Source organism: Novosphingobium sp. YAF33 (assembly GCF_052113265.1).
GTDB lineage: Bacteria > Pseudomonadota > Alphaproteobacteria > Sphingomonadales > Sphingomonadaceae > Novosphingobium.
The window spans coordinates 333,700-352,685 of sequence record NZ_JBFRCW010000001.1; the positions used below are offsets into that span (position 1 = coordinate 333,700).

Annotated in this window: 16 protein-coding genes; 7 read left to right on the forward strand and 9 right to left on the reverse strand. The window is 67.0% G+C overall.

From position 1 onward, the window contains the following. Window positions 1-89 precede the first annotated feature (89 nt). Window positions 90-971 carry an alpha/beta fold hydrolase gene (locus AB4Z00_RS01520; RefSeq protein WP_132261713.1) on the reverse strand — a complete coding sequence of 294 codons (882 nt, stop codon included), beginning with the start codon at window positions 969-971 and terminating at the stop codon, window positions 90-92. 89 nt (window positions 972-1,060) lie between these two features. Beyond that, window positions 1,061-3,463, reverse strand: coding sequence for a TonB-dependent receptor (locus AB4Z00_RS01525; RefSeq protein WP_442044609.1), 2,403 nt, complete (start codon window positions 3,461-3,463; stop codon window positions 1,061-1,063). A gap of 175 nt (window positions 3,464-3,638) precedes the next feature. On the opposite strand from AB4Z00_RS01525, the gene AB4Z00_RS01530 reads away from it, so the two are divergent. The 5 genes from AB4Z00_RS01530 (at window position 3,639) to AB4Z00_RS01550 (ending at window position 7,268) form a co-directional block, all read left to right on the forward strand. Then, window positions 3,639-4,298 (forward strand): TetR/AcrR family transcriptional regulator, encoded by a 660-nt coding sequence (locus AB4Z00_RS01530; protein ID WP_442045063.1) that lies wholly within the window; start codon window positions 3,639-3,641, stop codon window positions 4,296-4,298. A gap of 189 nt (window positions 4,299-4,487) precedes the next feature. Next, entirely contained in the window at window positions 4,488-5,135 is a 648-nt protein-coding gene (locus tag AB4Z00_RS01535) for a L,D-transpeptidase family protein (protein WP_442044611.1), read from the forward strand. Between the two features lie 66 nt (window positions 5,136-5,201). Then, complete coding sequence (locus AB4Z00_RS01540; protein WP_442044613.1) at window positions 5,202-5,636, forward strand: group II truncated hemoglobin; 435 nt, start codon at window positions 5,202-5,204, stop codon at window positions 5,634-5,636. An 89-nt stretch (window positions 5,637-5,725) separates the two neighbouring features. Further along, complete coding sequence (ligK, locus tag AB4Z00_RS01545; protein WP_442044615.1) at window positions 5,726-6,400, forward strand: 4-carboxy-4-hydroxy-2-oxoadipate aldolase/oxaloacetate decarboxylase; 675 nt, start codon at window positions 5,726-5,728, stop codon at window positions 6,398-6,400. After that, window positions 6,393-7,268, forward strand: a complete 876-nt coding sequence (locus tag AB4Z00_RS01550; RefSeq protein WP_442044617.1) for an amidohydrolase family protein — start codon at window positions 6,393-6,395, stop codon at window positions 7,266-7,268. Before ligK ends, AB4Z00_RS01550 begins: the two co-directional genes overlap by 8 nt. 279 nt (window positions 7,269-7,547) lie before the next feature. Here AB4Z00_RS01550 and fghA read toward each other — a convergent pair whose 3' ends face one another. Both fghA and AB4Z00_RS01560 read right to left on the reverse strand, forming a co-directional pair. After that, on the reverse strand, window positions 7,548-8,378 hold the full coding sequence (gene fghA / locus AB4Z00_RS01555) for an S-formylglutathione hydrolase (protein WP_442044619.1): 831 nt from the start codon (window positions 8,376-8,378) through the stop codon (window positions 7,548-7,550). After that, window positions 8,378-9,490 carry an S-(hydroxymethyl)glutathione dehydrogenase/class III alcohol dehydrogenase gene (locus tag AB4Z00_RS01560; RefSeq protein WP_442044621.1) on the reverse strand — a complete coding sequence of 371 codons (1,113 nt, stop codon included), beginning with the start codon at window positions 9,488-9,490 and terminating at the stop codon, window positions 8,378-8,380. The genes fghA and AB4Z00_RS01560 overlap by 1 nt, the downstream gene beginning before the upstream one ends. A 95-nt stretch (window positions 9,491-9,585) precedes the next feature. On the opposite strand from AB4Z00_RS01560, the gene AB4Z00_RS01565 reads away from it, so the two are divergent. After that, a complete protein-coding gene (locus tag AB4Z00_RS01565; protein WP_442044623.1) occupies window positions 9,586-10,473 on the forward strand; it encodes a LysR family transcriptional regulator in 888 nt (295 codons plus the stop codon). A gap of 39 nt (window positions 10,474-10,512) precedes the next feature. Here AB4Z00_RS01565 and mdoH read toward each other — a convergent pair whose 3' ends face one another. From mdoH to pobA, 5 genes are all read right to left on the reverse strand, one after another. Further along, the gene (gene mdoH, locus AB4Z00_RS01570; protein WP_442044625.1) at window positions 10,513-12,333 is read right to left on the reverse strand and encodes a glucans biosynthesis glucosyltransferase MdoH; all 1,821 of its coding nucleotides are present in this window, start codon (window positions 12,331-12,333) and stop codon (window positions 10,513-10,515) included. Further along, the gene (locus tag AB4Z00_RS01575; RefSeq protein WP_442044627.1) at window positions 12,330-13,898 is read right to left on the reverse strand and encodes a glucan biosynthesis protein; all 1,569 of its coding nucleotides are present in this window, start codon (window positions 13,896-13,898) and stop codon (window positions 12,330-12,332) included. The genes mdoH and AB4Z00_RS01575 overlap by 4 nt, the downstream gene beginning before the upstream one ends. A gap of 84 nt (window positions 13,899-13,982) precedes the next feature. Next, window positions 13,983-15,158 (reverse strand): efflux RND transporter periplasmic adaptor subunit, encoded by a 1,176-nt coding sequence (locus AB4Z00_RS01580; protein WP_442044629.1) that lies wholly within the window; start codon window positions 15,156-15,158, stop codon window positions 13,983-13,985. Continuing rightward, a complete protein-coding gene (locus tag AB4Z00_RS01585; RefSeq protein WP_442044631.1) occupies window positions 15,151-16,395 on the reverse strand; it encodes a TolC family protein in 1,245 nt (414 codons plus the stop codon). The genes AB4Z00_RS01580 and AB4Z00_RS01585 overlap by 8 nt, the downstream gene beginning before the upstream one ends. Before the next feature lie 339 nt (window positions 16,396-16,734). After that, entirely contained in the window at window positions 16,735-17,916 is a 1,182-nt protein-coding gene (gene pobA, locus AB4Z00_RS01590) for a 4-hydroxybenzoate 3-monooxygenase (protein WP_442044633.1), read from the reverse strand. A 141-nt stretch (window positions 17,917-18,057) separates the two neighbouring features. Between pobA and AB4Z00_RS01595 the strand changes: the two genes are divergently transcribed. Then, window positions 18,058-18,927: a helix-turn-helix domain-containing protein gene (locus AB4Z00_RS01595; protein ID WP_134095143.1), complete on the forward strand. Its 870-nt coding sequence runs from the start codon at window positions 18,058-18,060 to the stop codon at window positions 18,925-18,927. Window positions 18,928-18,986 lie beyond the last annotated feature (59 nt).

An 18,986-nucleotide genomic window follows, 5' to 3' on the forward strand; every position in this document is an offset into this window, starting at 1 on the left:
CCATCGGTGAACAGCCCGCTCTTCGGCAAGATGCCCTGTTGCCCCATCGCGCGGAAGACCGGGGCCTGAAGGCGTCAGGGCCTGCCGGATCAAGCCCGCGACGACGGGACATGCTCGCGCAGGAAGGCGGAAATCGCAGCCAGGGCCGGCAGTTCGTCCAGCATCGGCGCATGGCCCACGCGCGGCACCTCGACCGCCGCGAACGGCCCCGCATGGCGCTGCGCCATGTCCCGCACGGTCTGAGCGGAAAGGAGATCGGAGAGCGCCCCGCGCACGACCAGCACGGGCGCCCCCTCCAGCAGGTCCCACAAGGGCCAGAGATCGGCGGGAACCGTCTGGGGATCGTCACCGTCGATGCTCTTCGCGATCGCGGGATCGTAGGCGAAGGACACCGTGCCGTCCGGGTTTTCGCGGCAGGTCCGATGGGCGAAGGCCAGCCAGTCCGGGCCGCCGAAATCCGGGAACGCCACGCCGTTGACCGCGCGGCATCGCGCCGCCGCCGCCTTCCACGATGTCATCGTGCCGCCAGGCCCGACATAGCCCTGGATGCGCGCCAGCCCGGCCGGGTCCAGCACGGGGCCGATGTCGTTGAACACGAAGCCGCTGGCGAGGTCCGGCCGCAGGGCGTTCATCACCATGGCCATCAGCCCGCCCATCGACGTGCCGATCAGGCAGGCCCGCGCGATGCCGAGCCCGTCCAGCAGCGCGAGCATGTCCTGCGCGTAGACATCGGGCCGGTACTGCGCGGGATCCGGGTCCCATTCGGAAAGCCCCCTGCCCCGCTGGTCCGGCACGATCAGCCGGTAACGCCCGGCGAGGTGCGCGGCGAGCGGCTCGAAATCCGCGCTGTTGCGGGTGAGGCCGTGCATCAGCAGCAGGTCCGGCGCGCCGACCTCGTGCGCAGGATAGTCCCGCGCGGCCAGCTCGAGCCTCCCGCAGGCGCTGCGGTAGCGGTGGAGGCGGTATTCCATGGCGGGCCTTGTCCTTTCGCCCCATGCCGGGCCGAACGATGGCAGGATGACGGGCCTCATCTTCCCCGGACGAGGCCCGCCCGGCGTGATCAGAATTCCAGCGTCCCGGTAACGAAGACCTGGCGCGGATTGCCGTAGAATGCCGTCAGCGTACCCTCCCTGCCGAGGGTCGGGATCAACCCGCCCGCGGGATTGCGCAGGATCGCCCCCGTCACCGGGTCGGCCCCGATGAAGGTATAGCCCGAAGTCTTGTATTCCTTGTCGAGAATGTTCTTGCCGTGGACGCCCAGGCTCCAGCGGCCGCCGGGCGCGGTATAGACCAGGCTGGCGTCGAGCAGCGTATAGCCCTTCTGGTCGATATAGGGGTTCGGGATCTCGAACTGGTAGGTCTTGCTGCGGTAGGACAGCGTGGTGTTGAACGACACATCGCCTTCGCCCACCGGCGCGTTGTAGGCCAGGGTCGCGCTGCTGGTCCACTTGGGCGTGTTCTGGACCTTGCGGAACTCCGCGACGTCGACCGGCCCCTGGCCCGCGATCTGGGTGATGTATTCCTTGTAGCGGGCATTGATGTAGCCCACCGAACCGGACAGGTTCACGCGGTCTCCCGAAGTCGCCAGGTTCTGCGCGAGCCGGGCATTGGCCTCGAACTCCACGCCGTCGATCTTCGCCTTGCCGGCATTGGTGATGACACCGCAGAAAGTCGGGATGCCGTTGACCGTGCAGCCCGAGGAGCCGGGGATCTGCACGTCCTTGTAGTCCATGTGGAAGGCCGCCAGCGCCAGGTAGAGGCCGCCGCCGAACAGGTTGCCCTTGTAGCCGACCTCGTAGCTGTCCACCGATTCCGGTTTGAAGCTGAGGTAGTCGGCCACTTCGCTGTCTTCGCGAATGCCGTCGCCATTGGTGTCCGGCGCGTTCACGCCGACGCCGCGCGGATCGAAGCCGCCGCCCTTGAAGCCCTGCGAAAAGCTGGCGTAGAGGTTGTGGTCCGGTGTCGGCTTGAAGCTGAGCGAGGCGCGCGGGGTGAACTTCTTGAACACCGCCTTGCCCGAGAAGTCGGTGCCGGGCGCTCCGAAAGCCACGCCAAGCCCGCCGAACACCGGAGAGCCGCCGCCGAGGTAGTTCTGCCGCAGGATCTGCGCCTTGCGCTCGTCCCAGGTATAGCGGCCGCCGACCGCGAGGCTGAGCTGGTCGGTGAAGTCGAACGTGAAATCGCCGAAGATGGCCCAGGTGCTGGTGTCGACGTCGGCCTGGGTATAGGCGGTCAGGCCGTTGACGGTGGTGAACAGGCGCACGTCGAAGGCCGTGTCCGCCTTGGCCCCCAGGTAATAGGCGCCGATCATGCCCTGCAGCCAGCTGCTGTTGTCGTAGAGCAGCTGGAATTCCTGGCTGACCTGCTCGTTGTTGTAGAAGGCCGGCACGTCGACATCGATGGCGGGCAAGGCGTCGAAGTCGATCGGCGAGGCGCTCTTGTCCTTGCGCCAGGCGCTGATCGAGCGGAACGTCAGGGCATCGGTCAGCTCGGCGCTGGCGTTGATGGCCAGGCCGTAAGCCTTCACGTCCTGCTTGGGATCGACCAGCCCGCCCTGGCTGTCGAACACGTCGTCCAGCACCGGCGTGCCCGAGACCATGCCCGGGATCAGGCGATGGCCGCCGCGCGAGTTGGACTTGTCACGCGAATAATCGCCGGAGATGCGGATCAGCACGGGCTGGCCCTTGCCGCCGATCTCGACCGTGCCGCGCCCGGCCCAGATGTCCTTGTTGTAGTTCTCCTCGCCCGTGGTCAGGTTCTTGCCGAAGCCGCCGCGCGAAAGGCGTGCCACCGATCCGCCGACGCGGACGAGGTCCGTGATCGGGGTGGAAACGGTCAGCACGCCGTCGGCCTGGTCGTAAGTGCCGTAAGTGCCGCGCAGCTTGAGCGAGAAATGGTCGGGCAGTTCGCGCGTCACGTACTTCACCGCGCCGCCGATGGTGTTGCGCCCGTAAAGCGTGCCCTGCGGGCCGCGCAGCACTTCGATGCGCTCGACGTCGTAGATGTCGAGCACGGCGGCCTGCGGGCGGTTGAGGTAGACGTCGTCGAGATAGATGCCCACGCCCTGCTCGAAGCCGGACACCGGATCCTGCTGGCCGATGCCGCGGATGAAGGCGGACAGGGTGGAGTTGGTCCCGCGCGAGACTTCCAGCGTCACGTTCGGGGTGGTCTGCGCGATGTCGGTAATGTCGAGCGCGCCGGACTTGGCCAGTTGGTCTCCGCTGAAGCTGGTCACGGCGATCGGCACGTCGACCAGGCGTTCCTCGCGGCGGCGGGCGGTGACGACGATCTCTCCGGTGCCGAGGTCCTGTGCGGCGGCTGGAGCGGCAGGCTGGCCAGCGGCCCGGTCGGGGCTGGCGTCCTGGGCAAGGGCCGGTTCGGCCAGGCCGAACGCAGCCGCCCCGATCGCGGCCGCAAGCGCCAGATAGCTCGAACCCATGCCGCCGTTACGCGCCTTGTGCATCGCTGAAACTCCCAATGAACCTTTATCTTGTCCGCCCTCCATATTGAAACATGAACCGTCTTTCAACATTGAAGATTTGCCACGGGCTCGATGAGGGTCTAACTGTGCTTTCGTGACCACAGATAGCGCCAAGCCATCGCCCTCGGCCCACCGGGACAGCGCACCCGAGCCGGCCATTTCGGCCAAGGTCCCGCGCACGGAACGCGGGCGGCGCACCTTGCGGAAACTGCTGGACGCTGCCGCCATCGAATTCGGGGAGCGCGGCTTTCACGAAGCCTCGATCACCGGCATCACCACCCGCGCCGGCACCGCGCTGGGCAGCTTCTACACGTACTTCGATTCCAAGGACGAGATCTTCCGTGCTCTGGTAGACGATCTCTCCGGCAAGGTACGCCATGCCGCCCGTGAGGCGCTAGAAGAGCCCCTGCCCGCGCTCGACGCGGAAAAGGCCGCGCTCACCGCGTTCCTGCGCTTCGCCCGCGAGCACAAGGAAATCTACCGCATCATCGACGAGAGCGAATTCGTCGATCCGGCCAGCTTCCGCATCCATTACGAATCCACCGCCCGCCGCATCCGCGAGCGCCTGACCGAGGGCGCCCGCAAGGGCGAACTGCGCGAGGGGCTGGGCGAGGCCCATGCCTGGGCGATCATGGGCATGAACGTGTTCCTCGGGCTGCGTTATGCCGTCTGGTCGAACGACGGCACGCCGGAGGAACTGGCGGATCTTGCCAATTCGATCCTGCGCGAAGGGATCATGGCGCGGGACGGGGCCGGTCAGGATGAGGCCAGTCAGGATGAAGGCAGTCAGGATGACGCCAGTCGGGACGAAGACTGACGCTTCCCGCGTCATTCTGTTTGGGCGCCCTCGATGCCGACCCGGCTCCTTCGACATTCGGCCGGACGTTAACTTCCGTCCCTCGTCAGTCCCCTTGCGGGACAGCGCCCGCAGCGGACTGGCAATCGCGGCGGCTTTCCGCAATGTTGAAATGGTGAAAGCCGCCGAACCGACAGGACAAATCCTCCCGTGAATGCCCGCCTCCTACTCGCCTCCGGCGTGCTTGCGATTGCCGTGATCGTCGGCGTCTTCGCGCTGTCGTCCTCGAAGCCGGCCGCCCCGGTTGCACGCATCGCCGCCGTCAGCCCGGCCAGGACGCCTGCGCCTGCCGCCCAGACCTCGGCCCAGCCCTCCGCGCCGCCGAAAGACCAGCCTTTCGTCATCAAGCGCATCCTGCCGATCGAGGGCGCCATCAAATATGGCGACTGGCACTGGGACGAAGCGGAAGTTCCCTCCGGTCCGATCGTCGTGACCGTGGACCTCGACGCGCGGGTGCTTTCGGTATTTCGGGGCGGCTACGAGATCGGGACGACCGCCGTCCTGCTCGGCACCGAGGACACGCCGACCCCGCTCGGCGTCTTCCCGATCACCGAGAAGGACAAGGACCACGTCTCCAACATCTACACCGGCGCGCCGATGCCCTACATGCAGCGGCTGACCAACGACGGCATCACGCTTCACGGGTCCAAGGTCGAACTGGGCTACGCCAGCCACGGCTGCGTCGGCATGCCGGTGGACTTCGCGGCCAAGCTCTTCGCCACCACGAAGGTCGGCGACAAGGTCTATATCACGCGCGGCAAGCAGGTGGGCCTGGGCGACGATCTGGCGGGAGCGTGAACGCCTTCGCCCGTTTCTCCATGGCCCTTGCGCACCTTCCCGCAATGCCCGAATGACGCCGCGACCATGACCGAGACCAGCCTTTACGACCGCATCGGCGGCGCGCCGACCATCGACGCTCTTGTCGACAGCTTCTACGCCCGCATGGACGCGCTGGCCGAAGCGCGCACGATCCGCGCGATGCACCCGCAGGATCTCGCGCCGCTGGGGCAGGTGCTCAAGGACTACCTCTCCGAATGGCTCGGCGGCCCGGCGCTGTTCTCGCCGGTGCGCGGCCATCCGCGCATGCGCCAGCGCCATATGCGCGTGGCGATCGACTCCGCCGCGCGCGATGCCTGGCTGCTCTGCATGCGCGGCGCCCTCGCCGAGACCGTGGCCGACGACGCGGCCCGCGCCGCCATCGACGAAGCCATGGCCCGCTTGGCCGACTGGATGCGCAACGTGCCCGATAAGGAAGGGCCCGATCAGGACCCCGTCGAAACCACGATTAGCCAGAACTAATATCCTCTCAGGCCAATCCCCTTCGCCTTTCCTGCGGCTGAGGTCCTAGAATGACGGCCTGAAATTTTGATAATGCAGGAGAGCACGTGATGAGTGGTATCGTCGTCCAGAACATCGAGCGGGCCGACCCCGCGGTGATCGACGGCCTCGCCAAGTGCGGCGTCGCAACCGTCAACGAAGCCCAGGGCCGCACCGGCCTTCTCGCCAGCTACATGACCCCGATCTACCGCGGCGCGCGCATCGCCGGCTCGGCCGTGACCATCAGCGCGCCTCCGGGCGACAACTGGATGGTCCATGTCGCCATCGAGCAGCTCAAGGAAGGCGACGTGCTGCTGCTGGCGCCGACCAGCCCTTGCGAGGACGGCTATTTCGGCGACCTCCTGGCCACCAGCGCCATTGCCCGCGGCTGCCGCGGCCTCATCATCGATGCCGGCGTGCGCGACGTGCGCGACCTGACCGAGATGGAATTCCCGGTCTGGTCCAAGGCGATCTACGCGCAGGGCACCGTCAAGAACACGCTCGGCTCGGTGAACGTACCGGTCGTCTGCGCCAATGCCGCCGTGAACCCGGGCGACGTGATCGTGGCCGACGATGACGGCGTGGTCGTGGTGCCGCGTGAAAAGGCAGCCGAAGTGCTCGCCGCCGCGCAGGCCCGCGAAGCCAACGAAGGCGAAAAGCGCGAGAAGCTGGCCGCCGGCGTGCTCGGCCTCGACATGTACAAGATGCGTGAGCGCCTTGAAAAGGAAGGCCTCAAGTATGTCTGAGCGGATCACCTCGTGGCACGCGGCCCCGAGCAAGCCGCTCTACACGCCGCCCGCAGGCGCGGTTGACGCGCATTGCCACGTCTTCGGCCCGATGGCTGAGTTCCCGTTCAGCGCCAAGGCCAAGTACCTCCCCGAGGACGCCGGGCCGGACAAGCTCTTCGCTTTGCGCGATCACCTCGGCTTCGCCCGCAACGTGATCGTGCAGGCGAGCTGCCACGGCACCGACAATGCCGCGACGCTCGACGCCATAGCCAAGTCCGAAGGTAAGGCGCGCGGCGTGGCCGTGGTCGATCCCGCGATCTCGGACGCGGAACTCGCGAAGCTGCACGAAGGCGGCATTCGCGGCATCCGCTTCAACTTCCTGAAGCGCCTCGTCGACGATGCCCCGAAGGACAAGTTCCTCGAAGTCGCCGGTCGCCTCCCCGAAGGCTGGCACGTCGTGATCTACTTCGAAGCCGACATCCTCGACGAAATGCGCGCCTTCATCGACGCGATTCCCGTGCCGGTCGTCATCGACCACATGGGCCGCCCCGACGTGACCCAGGGCCCGGACGGCGTGGACATGAAGGCGTTCCGCGCCCTGCTCGACAGCCGCGAGGACATCTGGTTCAAGGCCACGTGCCCCGACCGTCTCGACCCCACGAACGACCCGTGGGACAAGTTCGCCGAAGCCGTCGCGCCGCTGGTTGCGGACTATCCGGACCGCGTGATCTGGGGCACCGACTGGCCGCACCCCAACATGCAGGACAACATCCCCGACGACGGCCACCTCGTCGATATGATCCCCCGCATCGCGCCCACGGAGGCGCTTCAGCAGAAGCTGCTCGTGACCAATCCGATGCGGTTGTACTGGCCGGAAGAGGTTTAAGGCCAGATAACAAGGTTCGTCATTGCGAGCGTAGCGAAGCAATCCAGGGGCGGTCTTGCGCCGCTCTGGATTGCTTCGTCGGCTTCGCCTCCTCGCAATGACGAAGGAGTGGTGGGCGCTCGACAGCGGAAATGTACCGGCGCACGCCGCATTCGCGGTTAGCGCGCCGCTTGCGTCGGAAGACATTAAAGCCTCCACCGCAAGGAGCGCACACCAGATAGGCGGCGCGCGACTTAGACATTCCGAGGGTCCGGGGGATCATCCCCCGGAACTTCCCTTCTACTTCAGCCTGTCCGCATGCCAGCCAATATGCTCGGCCATGAAGCTGGAGATGAAGTAGTACGAATGGTCGTACCCCTCCTGCATCCGGATCGTCGCGGGCTGGCCAACCTCGGCGCAGATCTCTTCCAACAGATAAGTCTTGAGCTGCCCTTCCAGGAAGCCATCCGCCGTGCCCTGATCCACCAGCAGGGCCGGCAGGCGAGCACCGTCCTCGATCAGCGCGCAGGCGTCGTATTCCCGCCAGGCCGCCCGGTCCGCACCGATATAGCCCGTCAGCGCCTTCTCGCCCCAGGGGCAATTGAGCGGCGAAACGATCGGCGCGAAGGCGCTGACCGAACGGAAGCGCGAGGGATCGCGCAAGGCGATCGTCAGCGCGCCATGGCCGCCCATGGAGTGGCCGGTGATGCCCTGCCGCGCCATGTCGGCGGGGAAGTGCTCGGCGATCACGGCGGGGAGTTCGATCTCCAGATAGGAGCGCATGCGGAAGTTCGCCTTCCACGGTGCCTCGGTGGCATCGACGTAGAAGCCCGCGCCCTTGCCGAAGTCGTAACCTTCGTCATCCGGCACGTCGTCGCCGCGCGGGCTGGTATCCGGCGCGACGAGGATCACGCCGTGCTCGGCGCAGGCGCGGCGAAACTCGCCCTTTTCGGTGACATTTGCGTGGGTGCAGGTGAGCCCCGAGAGGAACCACAGCACCGGCAGCTTGGCCGCCGGAGCGTGATCCGGCACGAAGACCGAGAAGGTCATCTCCGTACCCGTCTCGGCGGAGGCGTGGGTGTAGACACCCTGCACGCCCCCGAACGCCTTGGCCGTCGAAACCGTCTCCATCAGAACACGACGACCGAGCGGATCGACTTGCCTTCGTGCATCAGGTCGAAGGCGGTGTTGATCTCTTCCAGGCCCATGACGTGGGTGATCATGGGGTCGATCTCGATCTTGCCGGTCATGTACATGTCGACGATCTTGGGCACGTCGGTGCGGCCCTTGGCGCCGCCGAACGCGGTGCCGCGCCAGTTGCGCCCCGTCACGAGCTGGAACGGGCGCGTCTCGATGGTCTTGCCCGCTTCGGCCACGCCGATGATGATCGAGGTGCCCCATCCGCGATGGCAGGCTTCCAGCGCGGTGCGCATCACTTCGGTATTGCCGGTGGCGTCGAAGGTGTAGTCCGCGCCGCCGTCGGTCATCAGCACGATCTTGGCGACCACGTCCTCGCGGCTCATGCCCTTCGAGTTGAGGAAGTCGGTCATGCCGAAGCGGCGGCCCCATTCCTCGCGGTCGGGGTTGATATCCACGCCGATGATCTTGTTCGCACCGGCAAGCCGCGCACCCTGGATCACGTTGAGGCCGATGCCGCCGAGGCCGAAGATCACGACATTGTCACCCACCTGCACTTTGGCGGTGTTGATCACGGCGCCGACGCCGGTGGTGACGCCGCAACCGATGTAGCAGGACGACTGGAACGGCGCGTCTTCACGGATCTTGGCGACGGCGATTTCCGGCAGCACGGTGAAGTTCGAGAAGGTCGAGCAGCCCATGTAGTGGTAGATCGGCTGGCCCTTGTAGGAAAAGCGCGTGGTGCCGTCCGGCATCAGGCCCTTGCCCTGGGTCGCGCGGATCGCGGTGCAGAGGTTGGTCTTGCCCGAAAGGCACGACTTACACTGGCGGCATTCCGGGGTGTAGAGCGGGATCACGTGGTCCCCCGGCACCACCGAGGTGACGCCCGCGCCCACTTCGCGCACGATGCCCGCGCCTTCGTGGCCCAGTACGCTGGGGAAGATGCCCTCGCTGTCGAAACCGTCCAGCGTATAGGCATCGGTGTGGCAGATGCCGGTCGCCATGATCTCGACCAGGACTTCGCCCGCCTTGGGGCCTTCCAGATCCAGTTCGACGATCTCGAGCGGCTTCTTGGCCTCGAAGGCGACGGCGGCGCGGGTCTTCATGGGGTATGCTCCTAAATCTCTGAAGGCCTTTGTAGGACCGTGCGTTGCTGTGATAAAGCAGCCAGTCTGAAAAGGATTATAACCATACGGGGACAATGATGCTTGGTCAGTGGGACGGGATCGAAGAGTTCGTGATCGTGGCGCGGCTCGGCAGCTTCACCCAGGCGGCCGAGGCTTATGGCGCGTCGGTCACGCATATGAGCCGGGCGCTGGCGCGGCTGGAGGGGCGCCTGCAGGTCCAGCTCCTGCACCGTACCACGCGCTCGCTGCGGCTGACGGAAACGGGGCAGATCTTCCTCGAAATCTGCCGCCGCCTGATCGAGGAGCGCGACGAGGCCATCGCCGCCATCACCGCGCAAGGCGAGCCGCGTGGGCACCTGCGGGTGACGTGTTCCTATGCGCTGGGCGAGAAGTTCGTGGCGTCGCTGGTGCGCGAACTGTCGCAGGCCTATCCGGCGATTTCGGTTACGCTGGACCTCGACAACGGCCTCGTCGACCTGATCGCCGAGGGCTACGATCTGGCGATCCGCACCGGGCACCTCGAAGACTCCCGGCTGGTGGCGACACGGGTGGCATCGCGCGCGCTGGTCACCCTCGCCTCCCCTGCCTACCTCGACGCGCACGGGCGCCCTGCTGATATTGCGGAGCTTTCCCGCCACGAATGCCTCGTGGGCTCGGCGGTGCAGTGGCATTTCCGGGGCGGCAAGACCTTTCGGCCGCAAGGGCGCTGGCGCTGCAACAGCGGCAATGCCCTGCTGGAAGCGGCGCTGGCCGGCATGGGCGTGTGCCAGTTGCCGGCGTTCTACCTTGGAGATCACGTCACGACCGGGCGGCTGGAGCCCGTGCTTGCCGCACTGGCTCCGGAAGAAGAGCCGATCTGGGCGGTCTATCCCCAGCGGCGCCACCTCTCGCCCAAAGTCAGCGCGCTGGTAGCGCACTTGCGCGCGGAGCTTCCGACCAGGCTGGCCAGGGCGAGCGCCTGATCGTCGTCCCGGACCCCATCCGGGACGACGCAAGCGGTCTTAGCCGATTACCAGCGGCGGCGTGCCGCCTTGTTCCACATCGTCATTGGCATGTTCGACGGGATCGTCGATTGTCGGTTCGGGAACGCGGAAATAGCCGTGCCGCTCCGCCCGCTCGCCGATCTGCTGGCTCGACGTCAGGCTGATCAGCCAGGGCGAGGCCAGCAGGCCCAGCGTCAGCGGCGAGAGCCAGAGGGCCGTCACCGGGTCGATGAAGGCCGTGGCCGCGAAGACCAGGCCGAGCGCGATGTGTTCCTTCAGGTCCGGCAGCACCTCCCGCACGGAAATGCGGCGGGCATCGCGTTCCTGCGTGTTCCAGTGCGCGGGAATACCCAGGGCCAGGCCGAACAGCGCCTTGACCTGCATGACCATGGTCACCGGCGCGAGCAGGATCGCCAGCGGCACTTCCAGAGCGACCGAGCGCAGAACGCCGCCGAAGCCGCCGAAGCTGCGGCGACGCGTCCTGTCGGCCAGGACCCAGATCGTGCCCATCAGCTTCGGCCCGAACAGCAGCAGCACGGTCAGCCAGAGCACGCTCGGCGGCGTGCCGACGCCGAGGAGCTGTCCGCCCTTGCTGGCGGCCGCCTGGACGATCGAGGTGATGAGCAGCAGCAGCCAGCCCGGCGAGGTGAGATAGGCCGAGGCGCCGATCAGCAGGTGCAGGCGGCTGGCCCAGTGCAGGCCAGAGGCGTCGAGCAGGCGCATGTGCTGGAGGTTGCCCTGCATCCAGCGCCGGTCGCGGATGGCGTGATCGACGATGGTGGGCGGGAATTCCTCGTAGCTGCCGTCGATCATCACCATGTGCACGGCCCAGCCGCGGCGGCGCAGCAGGGCGGATTCGAGCATGTCGTGGCTGAGGATGTGCCCGCCGAAGGGAGGCTTGCCCGGGAGTTCCGGCAAGCCGCAGGAATCCGCGAAAGCCCGCGTGCGGACGATGGCGTTGTGGCCCCAGAAGTTCGATTCCGCGCCCGACCACCAGAGCAGCCCGGCCGAGGCGATCGGCCCGTAGGCTTCGCTCGCGAAGCGCATCCAGCGCTGGAACACGGTCTGCGCATTGATGATCATCGGCACGGTCTGGAGCAGGCCGATCGAGGGCCGCTCCTCCATGATCGCCGCCATGCCGACGATGGCATCCCCGCTCATCAGCGAATCGGCATCGAGGATCAGCATGTTCTCATAAGCGCCGCCGAAGCGCTGGACCCATTCGGCGATATTGCCGGGCTTGCGCGCGATGTTCTTCTCGCGGCGGCGATAATAGACGTTGATCGGCGCTTCCGCCGCGATCTCGCGCCAGGCCGCTTCCTCGCGCTTGCCGTGGAAGGCGTTGGAATCGCTGAGGACGAAGAAATCGATCCATTCGGCCGCGCCCGAAGCTGAGATCGAATTGGTCATGGCGCGGACGCGGCCGAAGGTGGCTTCCACGCTTTCGTTGTAGACCGGCATGAGCACGGCCGTGCGATGGCGCAGCGAGGAGGCAGGGCTGGGAATCGCGGTGAAACCGGGATGCTTGCCGCTGATGAGCTGCAGGAAACCGATGGTGGACGTGACGAAGCCGAAGGAAATCCAGCAGAACAGCGGCACGAAGAACAGCAGCAGGATCACTTCGATCACGTCCAGCCCGTCGCGGGAGAACGCGAAACGCACTTCGCTGGAGGCGGCCAGGCCGATCGTGGCGGTGAGCGCGATCAGCAGCAGGCGCTTGACCAGCATGCCGTGCGGGCTGGTCGGCACGGCGATGGTGCCGGGCGCGATCCCGTCGAGATCCTGGACCGGCATGGCCAGCGGCGCTTCGGGCGGGAGCGGATGCAAGGCGCGGTTCATGGCTGGACTCCCTGGATCACCGTTTCACTGAGCGCCTGCTCCCCGCGCTTCAGATATACCCTGAATTCGGGCGAGGGGACAGCGGAAGGCCGCACGTCCAGCGTCACGCGCCAACGCCCCTCCTGCCCGGCCACCGGATAGGCGGCGGAATGGAGCAGAGCCTTGGCGGGAAGATTGGTGTCCGCCGTCACGCCGCTGTCGCGCGTCAGGCCCTTCAGCGCGGGCCCTTCGAAATCGAACACGAACTTGCGGGCTTCCTGCGTTGTCGGCGTGTCGCCCGGTCGTCCCGCCGCACCCTGCCAGCTATCGACGCAGCGCGCCGCTGCGCCTGCACCCGTGGCGACACTGGGATCCTGCGAGGTCCAGGTGAGGCGATAGGAGAAGTCGCGGCTCTGCCCTGCCCTGGCGGGTTGGTCGGAGACCCAGAAGGCGGCGATATTGTCCTGCGTCTCGGCATCGGTGGGCATGCGGTAGAGCATCACGGTGCCGGCGCCCCAGTCGCCCTGGGGTTCGATCCAGAGCGAAGGGCGGCGGTCGTAGAAGGCCCCGTCGTCCTGGTAATGGTCGAAGGCCTGGTCGCGCTGGAGCAGGCCAAAGCCCTTCACATGGTCCGCGCGCATGGCATTGGTGCGGTTCACCGAGGGGTTGGAGAGCGGCACCCAGATGCGCTCGCCGCTCCCGGACCAGAGCGCAAGACCGTCGGAATCGTGGATCTCCGGGCGCCAGTCTCGCCGCTTGGCGGAATCGGACTGGTCGTACCAGAACATGCTGGTCATGGGCGCGGCGCCCAGCCGCTCGATGTCGCGGCGGAAGAAGAGCGAGACCCTAACGTCCTGCGTCACCGCCGCGCCGGACGCGCCCTTGCGGCAATCGAAGGCATAGGCGCCGGTGAGGCTCGGTCCGTCGAGCAGCGCATGGATGCGAACGTGGTCGGCGCCGAGATTCTCGATCCAGAAGGCCGTGAAGGAGGGAAATTCCTCCGCCTTGGGCAGTCCCGTGTCGACGGCGATGCCGCGCGCCGAAAGGCCGTACTGATCGCGCGAACCGGACGCGCGGAAATAGGAAGCGCCGAGATAGGCCATCCAGTCCGAATGCTGGTCGGCGGTCATCACGCGGAAACCGGCGGGATCGCCCTGCTTGCCGCCCACGAACAGCCCCCGTGCATCGACCAGCTCGCGCGCGGAGCCGCTCTCCACCAGATGCAGCTTCACCGCATGGGGCGACGTGCCGCGCGCGGTGGGAAACAGGCGGACATTGCCGCCGAGCGCCTGGGCCTGGCCATATGTCAGCTTGCCCACGGCATCGAAGTCAGCCACGGCGTGGGGCGAGGTCTGCGGCTCGGCCCAGGGACGGGCGGCCAGCGCGCGGGCCTGCCCTACCAGGATATCCCAGGAAAACGGCTTGGGCGCGGCGAATTTGGGTTGCACCGCAGCCTCGGCCAGGCGCGGAAAGGCGGCAAGACCCGCCATCAGCGCCAGGAGCCCGGAAAATTCACGGCGAGCCAGCGAGCGTTCCGTAACGGGAACGCCAGCTTCCAGCCCCACTTCTGGGCTCTCGCCCCTCATGTTCGTTCGGTTCATGCGGTCAATACGCATAGACGAAACCAAAGTTTCGTTGCGCAGCAGGGGTCCCTCTATTGTTTCGCGCGATCACTTGCCCGGCGGGTTGCGCCATCCGATGATGACTTCGTCGCCCGGCTTGAGATCGTTGGCGAAGACTTCGGTGCGCTTGCCATCGCCGGCGCCCGTGGAAACATAGACCCGGCGCGGTTCTCCGTCCGGGGAAACGAGATAGATGCGCGCCCTGCTGCGATCGGCCGAGTTCTCCGGTTCGAACGTCAGGGCGGCATCGGGCACCAGCATCACGCCCTTGCGCGCCGGCAAGGCGATCTCCACCGTGGCGGCCATGCCGGGGCGCACCGTTTCGGCGGGCTTTTCCAGCGTGAAGGCCGCGCGGCGCGATCCGGGGGCATCAGCGCGGTCCACCAGCACGCGGGCAAGCGTGGCCTGCTGCACTGCGTCCGGCATCGCATCCAGCCGCACGCGGGCGAGCGTGCCGGTGCCGATCTCGGCATTGCCGGCCTTGGCGAGGGGCACCTCGATCTCCAGCGTCTCGTCGCTGGCGGCCAGCGTGAACAGGCGCATGCCGCTGCGCACGCGCTGGCCAGTGCTGATATTGCGATCGACCACGAAGCCCGAGAACGGTGCGCGCACCACGGCGGCGGCCAATGTCTCGCTATGGGCCTTGAGGCTGCTCCTGGCCGCGGAAAGGCGCGATTCCGCTGCGGAAACCTCACGCGTTGCGCGGTCGAGGGCAGCGCGGGCGGTCTCCAGTTCATTGATGGCGGGAACGCGGTGGCCGGAGCGGCGCCATACGTCCTCGAAGCGGCCCAGCCGCCCCGCCGCGTCTTCCCGCGCGGCGCGGGCGGCGGCAAGGTCGGATTCGGCGGCCGAGACCAGCGAGCGATCCGCCGCCATCGTGCTGCGCAGCGGTTCGGCGTCGATCGTGGCGAGGACCTGCCCCTCCTCGACCCGCCCACCGGCCGGCACGCCCTCGGCCGAGACCGTGCCATCGAGCGCAGCGGCCAGGACCACTTCCCCGCTGCCGTGGATGGTGCCGCGTTCGGACACGAGCGGAACCACGTCGCCCTGCTCGACCATGGCGGTGTAATAAGGAGAATCCGTGCCGCTCAGGAACCGCACGAGCAGCAGGATCGCGGCAATCGCCGCCACGGTGAGCAGCGCAAGGCTGAGCATATGCCCCCGGCCCCGCCGGGCGCCGGCTCCCAGGAAAGTATCGAGCGCACCCGCTTCGGCGTCAGTCACAGGCCGCAGTCCCCATCGGCGGATCGAGATCGGCGGCCGACCAGCCCCCGCCTTCCAGCTTGTGCAGGCGGATGATCGCCGCGGCCCGGTCTGCCTTCAGGCCCACGCGGGCTTCGTCCGCCGCCAGGGCGGCTGCTTCGGCCACATAGAGCGTTGCGAAATCGCCGAAACCGGCCTTGTAGGCGGCGCGGGCATCGGTGACGGCGCGTTTGGCCTGCGCCGCGGTATCGTCCAGCCCGGACTGGCGGGCGTCGAACGCCGCCATCGCCTGACGGTGCGACGCGATCTCGGCGCGGGCGCCCTGCTCGGCCTTGTCCAGCTTCTGCAGGGCCTCTCGCAAGGCCGGCGCGGTCTCCGCATCGTCCGGCGCGGCACGCGCGGCGTCGAGCTGGGCCTGAGTGATGGAATCGCGCGCCAGGCTGGCTTCGAGGCGGCTCTGCAACGCCAGGAGATCGGCGCGGTGGAGCGGTGCGTCGGCGGGAAGCGCGGCGCCGGGCGCCAGCGCCGGCACCGGCGCGCTTTCGCCCAGCGCGGTCAGCAATTCGGTATCGGTCATCCCCGTCAGCCCGGCGAGATTGGCCCGCGCGGCATCGAAACGCGCGCGGGTGGCGGCCACGTCGGCATCGACCACGCCGGCCATGCTGTTGCCCAGCCCGCCGTCGATGGCCGTCACCAAACCGGCCTGGCGGCGGAACTCGGCGATCACGGCATTGTCGCGGAACTGGTCGAGCCGCTCGGTGCGCAGGACGAGGATCTGCTGCAGGCGGCGCACCTGCACATAGGCGAGCGCCACTTCGGTCGCGCGGTCGGCGCGGGCCTGCGCATAAGCATAGGCCCAGGCCATGCGAGCCGCGTCACGCTCGGATGACTGGTCCTTGCCGACCAGCGCGCGCACTTTGCCCGCCAGCCGCCGGGAAGCGGCCGCGTCGGTCTCCTCCTGGGTGTGGAGACGGGCGGCGCGGCAGGCCAGATCGGTATCGGCGGCAATGCCACGCTCGATGAGGTTGATGAGCAGCGGATCGCCGCCGTTCTTCCACCAGTCGCCATCGGCAGGCGCCTCGACCGCGGGCGCGATCGTCAGGTTGGTGTGGGTTTCCGGCACGGCAGACGTGGCGCACCCGGCCAGCGCACAGGCCAGGACCAGTACGAGGGGGCCGCCGCCGCGGCGCAAGACAGTGTGGTTTCGCACATGGGCTGCGATAGCAGCAATGTCCGCAGAGGCAATCGTGCTGCGCATGCGAAGCCACCAACTTCTTGTGCCAAGGGGCAAAAACGCATCAATCCGGCCGCTGTGGACGACCTCCCGGCCTCCAGCCGCTTTCCGAACCATTTCCCGTTGTCCCCTCAATGCATTTCGGTCGAACGCTGCCGAAACGCATGGAAGTGCTTTGGGTTGTCGAAGGTTGCGAAAAGAAGAAATTGCAGGAGATCTGTGACCCCCTGCATCCGCAATACCATTGGTGCCGTCTGGAAAGACAAAATGTGGGTAGCGGCAGGCCGCGCCCTGCCAATAACCACGCGCCGGATCTGTTCGGAAAGGCCCGGGGCGCGCCCCGGGCCTTCCTCCCGCCTGTTGTCAGACCGGCAAGCCGACGTAGTTCTCGGCAATCACCCTCCGCGCGTGTTCGCTCGACGCGATGTAATCGAGTTCGGCCAGTTGCATGCGGCGTTCGAACGGACCGTCTTCGGGCAAGCGGTGCATCAGCTTGGTCAGCGACCAGCTGAACCGTTCCGAAGCCCAGACCCGGCGCAGCGCCTTGGCCGAATAGCCCGCGACGGCATCGTTGTCGCCCGATTGGAAGAAGCCGGTCAGGGCCTCGCAGGCGTAATAGACGTCGCTGGCGGCAAGGTTCAGGCCCTTGGCGCCGGTCGGCGGCACGATATGCGCGGAATCGCCGCAAAGCAGCAGGCTGCCGTGGCGCATCGGCTCGAAAACGAACGAGCGCAGCGGCGCGATGGACTTTTCGATCGAGGGGCCGCGGGTGATATGCGCGGCAGCGTCCGGGCCGAGACGGATCGCCAGTTCATCCCAGATGCGGTCGTCGCTCCAGTCCTCCAGCTTCTCGGTCAGCGGCACGTCGATGTAGTAGCGGCTGCGCGTGTGGCTGCGCTGCGAGGCGAGCGCGAAGCCGCGTTCGTGGTGCGCGTAGATCAGTTCATGATTGCAAGGCGGCACGTCGGCCAGGATACCGAGCCAGCCGAAGGGATAGACGCGCTCGAAAGTCTGGCCGACACTGGCGGGAATCGCCGCGCGCGAGGGGCCGTGGAAACCGTCGCAGCCGACGATGAAGCGCGCGTCGATGCGGTGCTCGGCGCCGTCTCCGGAACCCCCTGCCTTGTAGGTGAGGTAAGGTGCGTCGCTCTCGATGTCGTGCAGCGCGACATCGGCGGCCTGGTAGATCACCTCAAGCCCGCGCTCTTCGCTCGCTTCCATCAGGTCGCGGGTCAGTTCGGTCTGGCCATAGACCATGACCTGCTTGCCCGTGAGCGCCTTGATGTCGATGCGGATCAGACGCTCGCCATCGGCGAGGTTGAAGCCGTCGTGCGGCAGGCCTTCCGCCTTCATGCGCGCGTCGAGGCCGAGGCGCTCCATCAGCGCGACCGTGCCCTGTTCGAGCACGCCGGCGCGAATGCGCGAAAGCACGTAGTCGCCGGTCTGGCGCTCTACCACGACGCAGTCGATGCCTTCGGCCCGCAGCAGATGCCCGAGCAGGAGTCCGGCCGGTCCGGCGCCGACGATGGCTACTTGAGTGCGCATGATCGCTATCTCCCAATCCATGCCTTGCGGGCTCTCTCGCCGAAACTTCGGGGAGCACCGCTTCGCCATCCGGATTGACAGGACGCGCGGGTTGGCGGAATGCACCGGACGGCCTTTCTTACGGTACTTTCGAGACACGCCATGACAACAGCCCGGCCCGTTCCCTCTTACGTCCTTTACGGGGAGGACATCCCCGATAGCTCACCGGAATTCGGGCATATCGAGACGATCGCCGCGCGAAGTTCCCTGCATGACTGGGAAATCGCCCCGCATCGCCATGTCCGCGGGGTACAGGTCATGCTGGTATCGAAGGGACAGGTTACGCTCACCATAGACGACACGACCGAGACGCTGGAGGCCCCCTGCCACATCGTGATTCCCGCCGGCAGCATCCATGGCTTTCGCTTCCGGCCCGAGACGATCGGCTATGTGCTGATGCTCAGCAGCGGTTTCGCGGAGCGGCGAAGCAGTTCCGGCGACCCCCTGCTCCACGCCGCAACCCATGGCCGCTTCGCGCCGACGCCGGTGGAAATAGTGAAGCGGGTGGAATTCCTCTGCGCCGAGATGCTGGCGATCCCGCAGGACTGGCGGCGGCCGAACGCGCTGTTCCTGTCGATGGCCGAAGCGGTGCTGCGTTCGCTGCTGCCGGAAGATGAAGCGGCGGACGAAGGCAGCGGCGACCAGCGCATTTCGCACTTGCGCCACCTCGTCGAACTGCACTTTCGGGACCAGTTGCCGCTGGGCTGGTACGCCGAGCGGCTGGGCATGACCACGCGCACCCTCACCCGCCTGTGTCGCGCCAAGCTGGGCTGCTCACCGCAGGAACTGCTCCACGCCCGGCTCGCCCTGGAAGCGCAGCGGCTGCTCTGCTTCGCCAATGCCAGCGTCGTGCAGGTCTCCAACGAACTCGGTTTTTCCGACCCTTCGTACTTCTCGCGGTTCTACCTGCGGATGACGGGGCACCGGCCGCGTCTGGACAAGTCCACGCATGCGCATGGGAGTGAAGACTAGAGGAAAAGCAGGGGAGCATGGCCCACCTGCAGCGCGCAAGTTCGACATTCCCAAGTCCT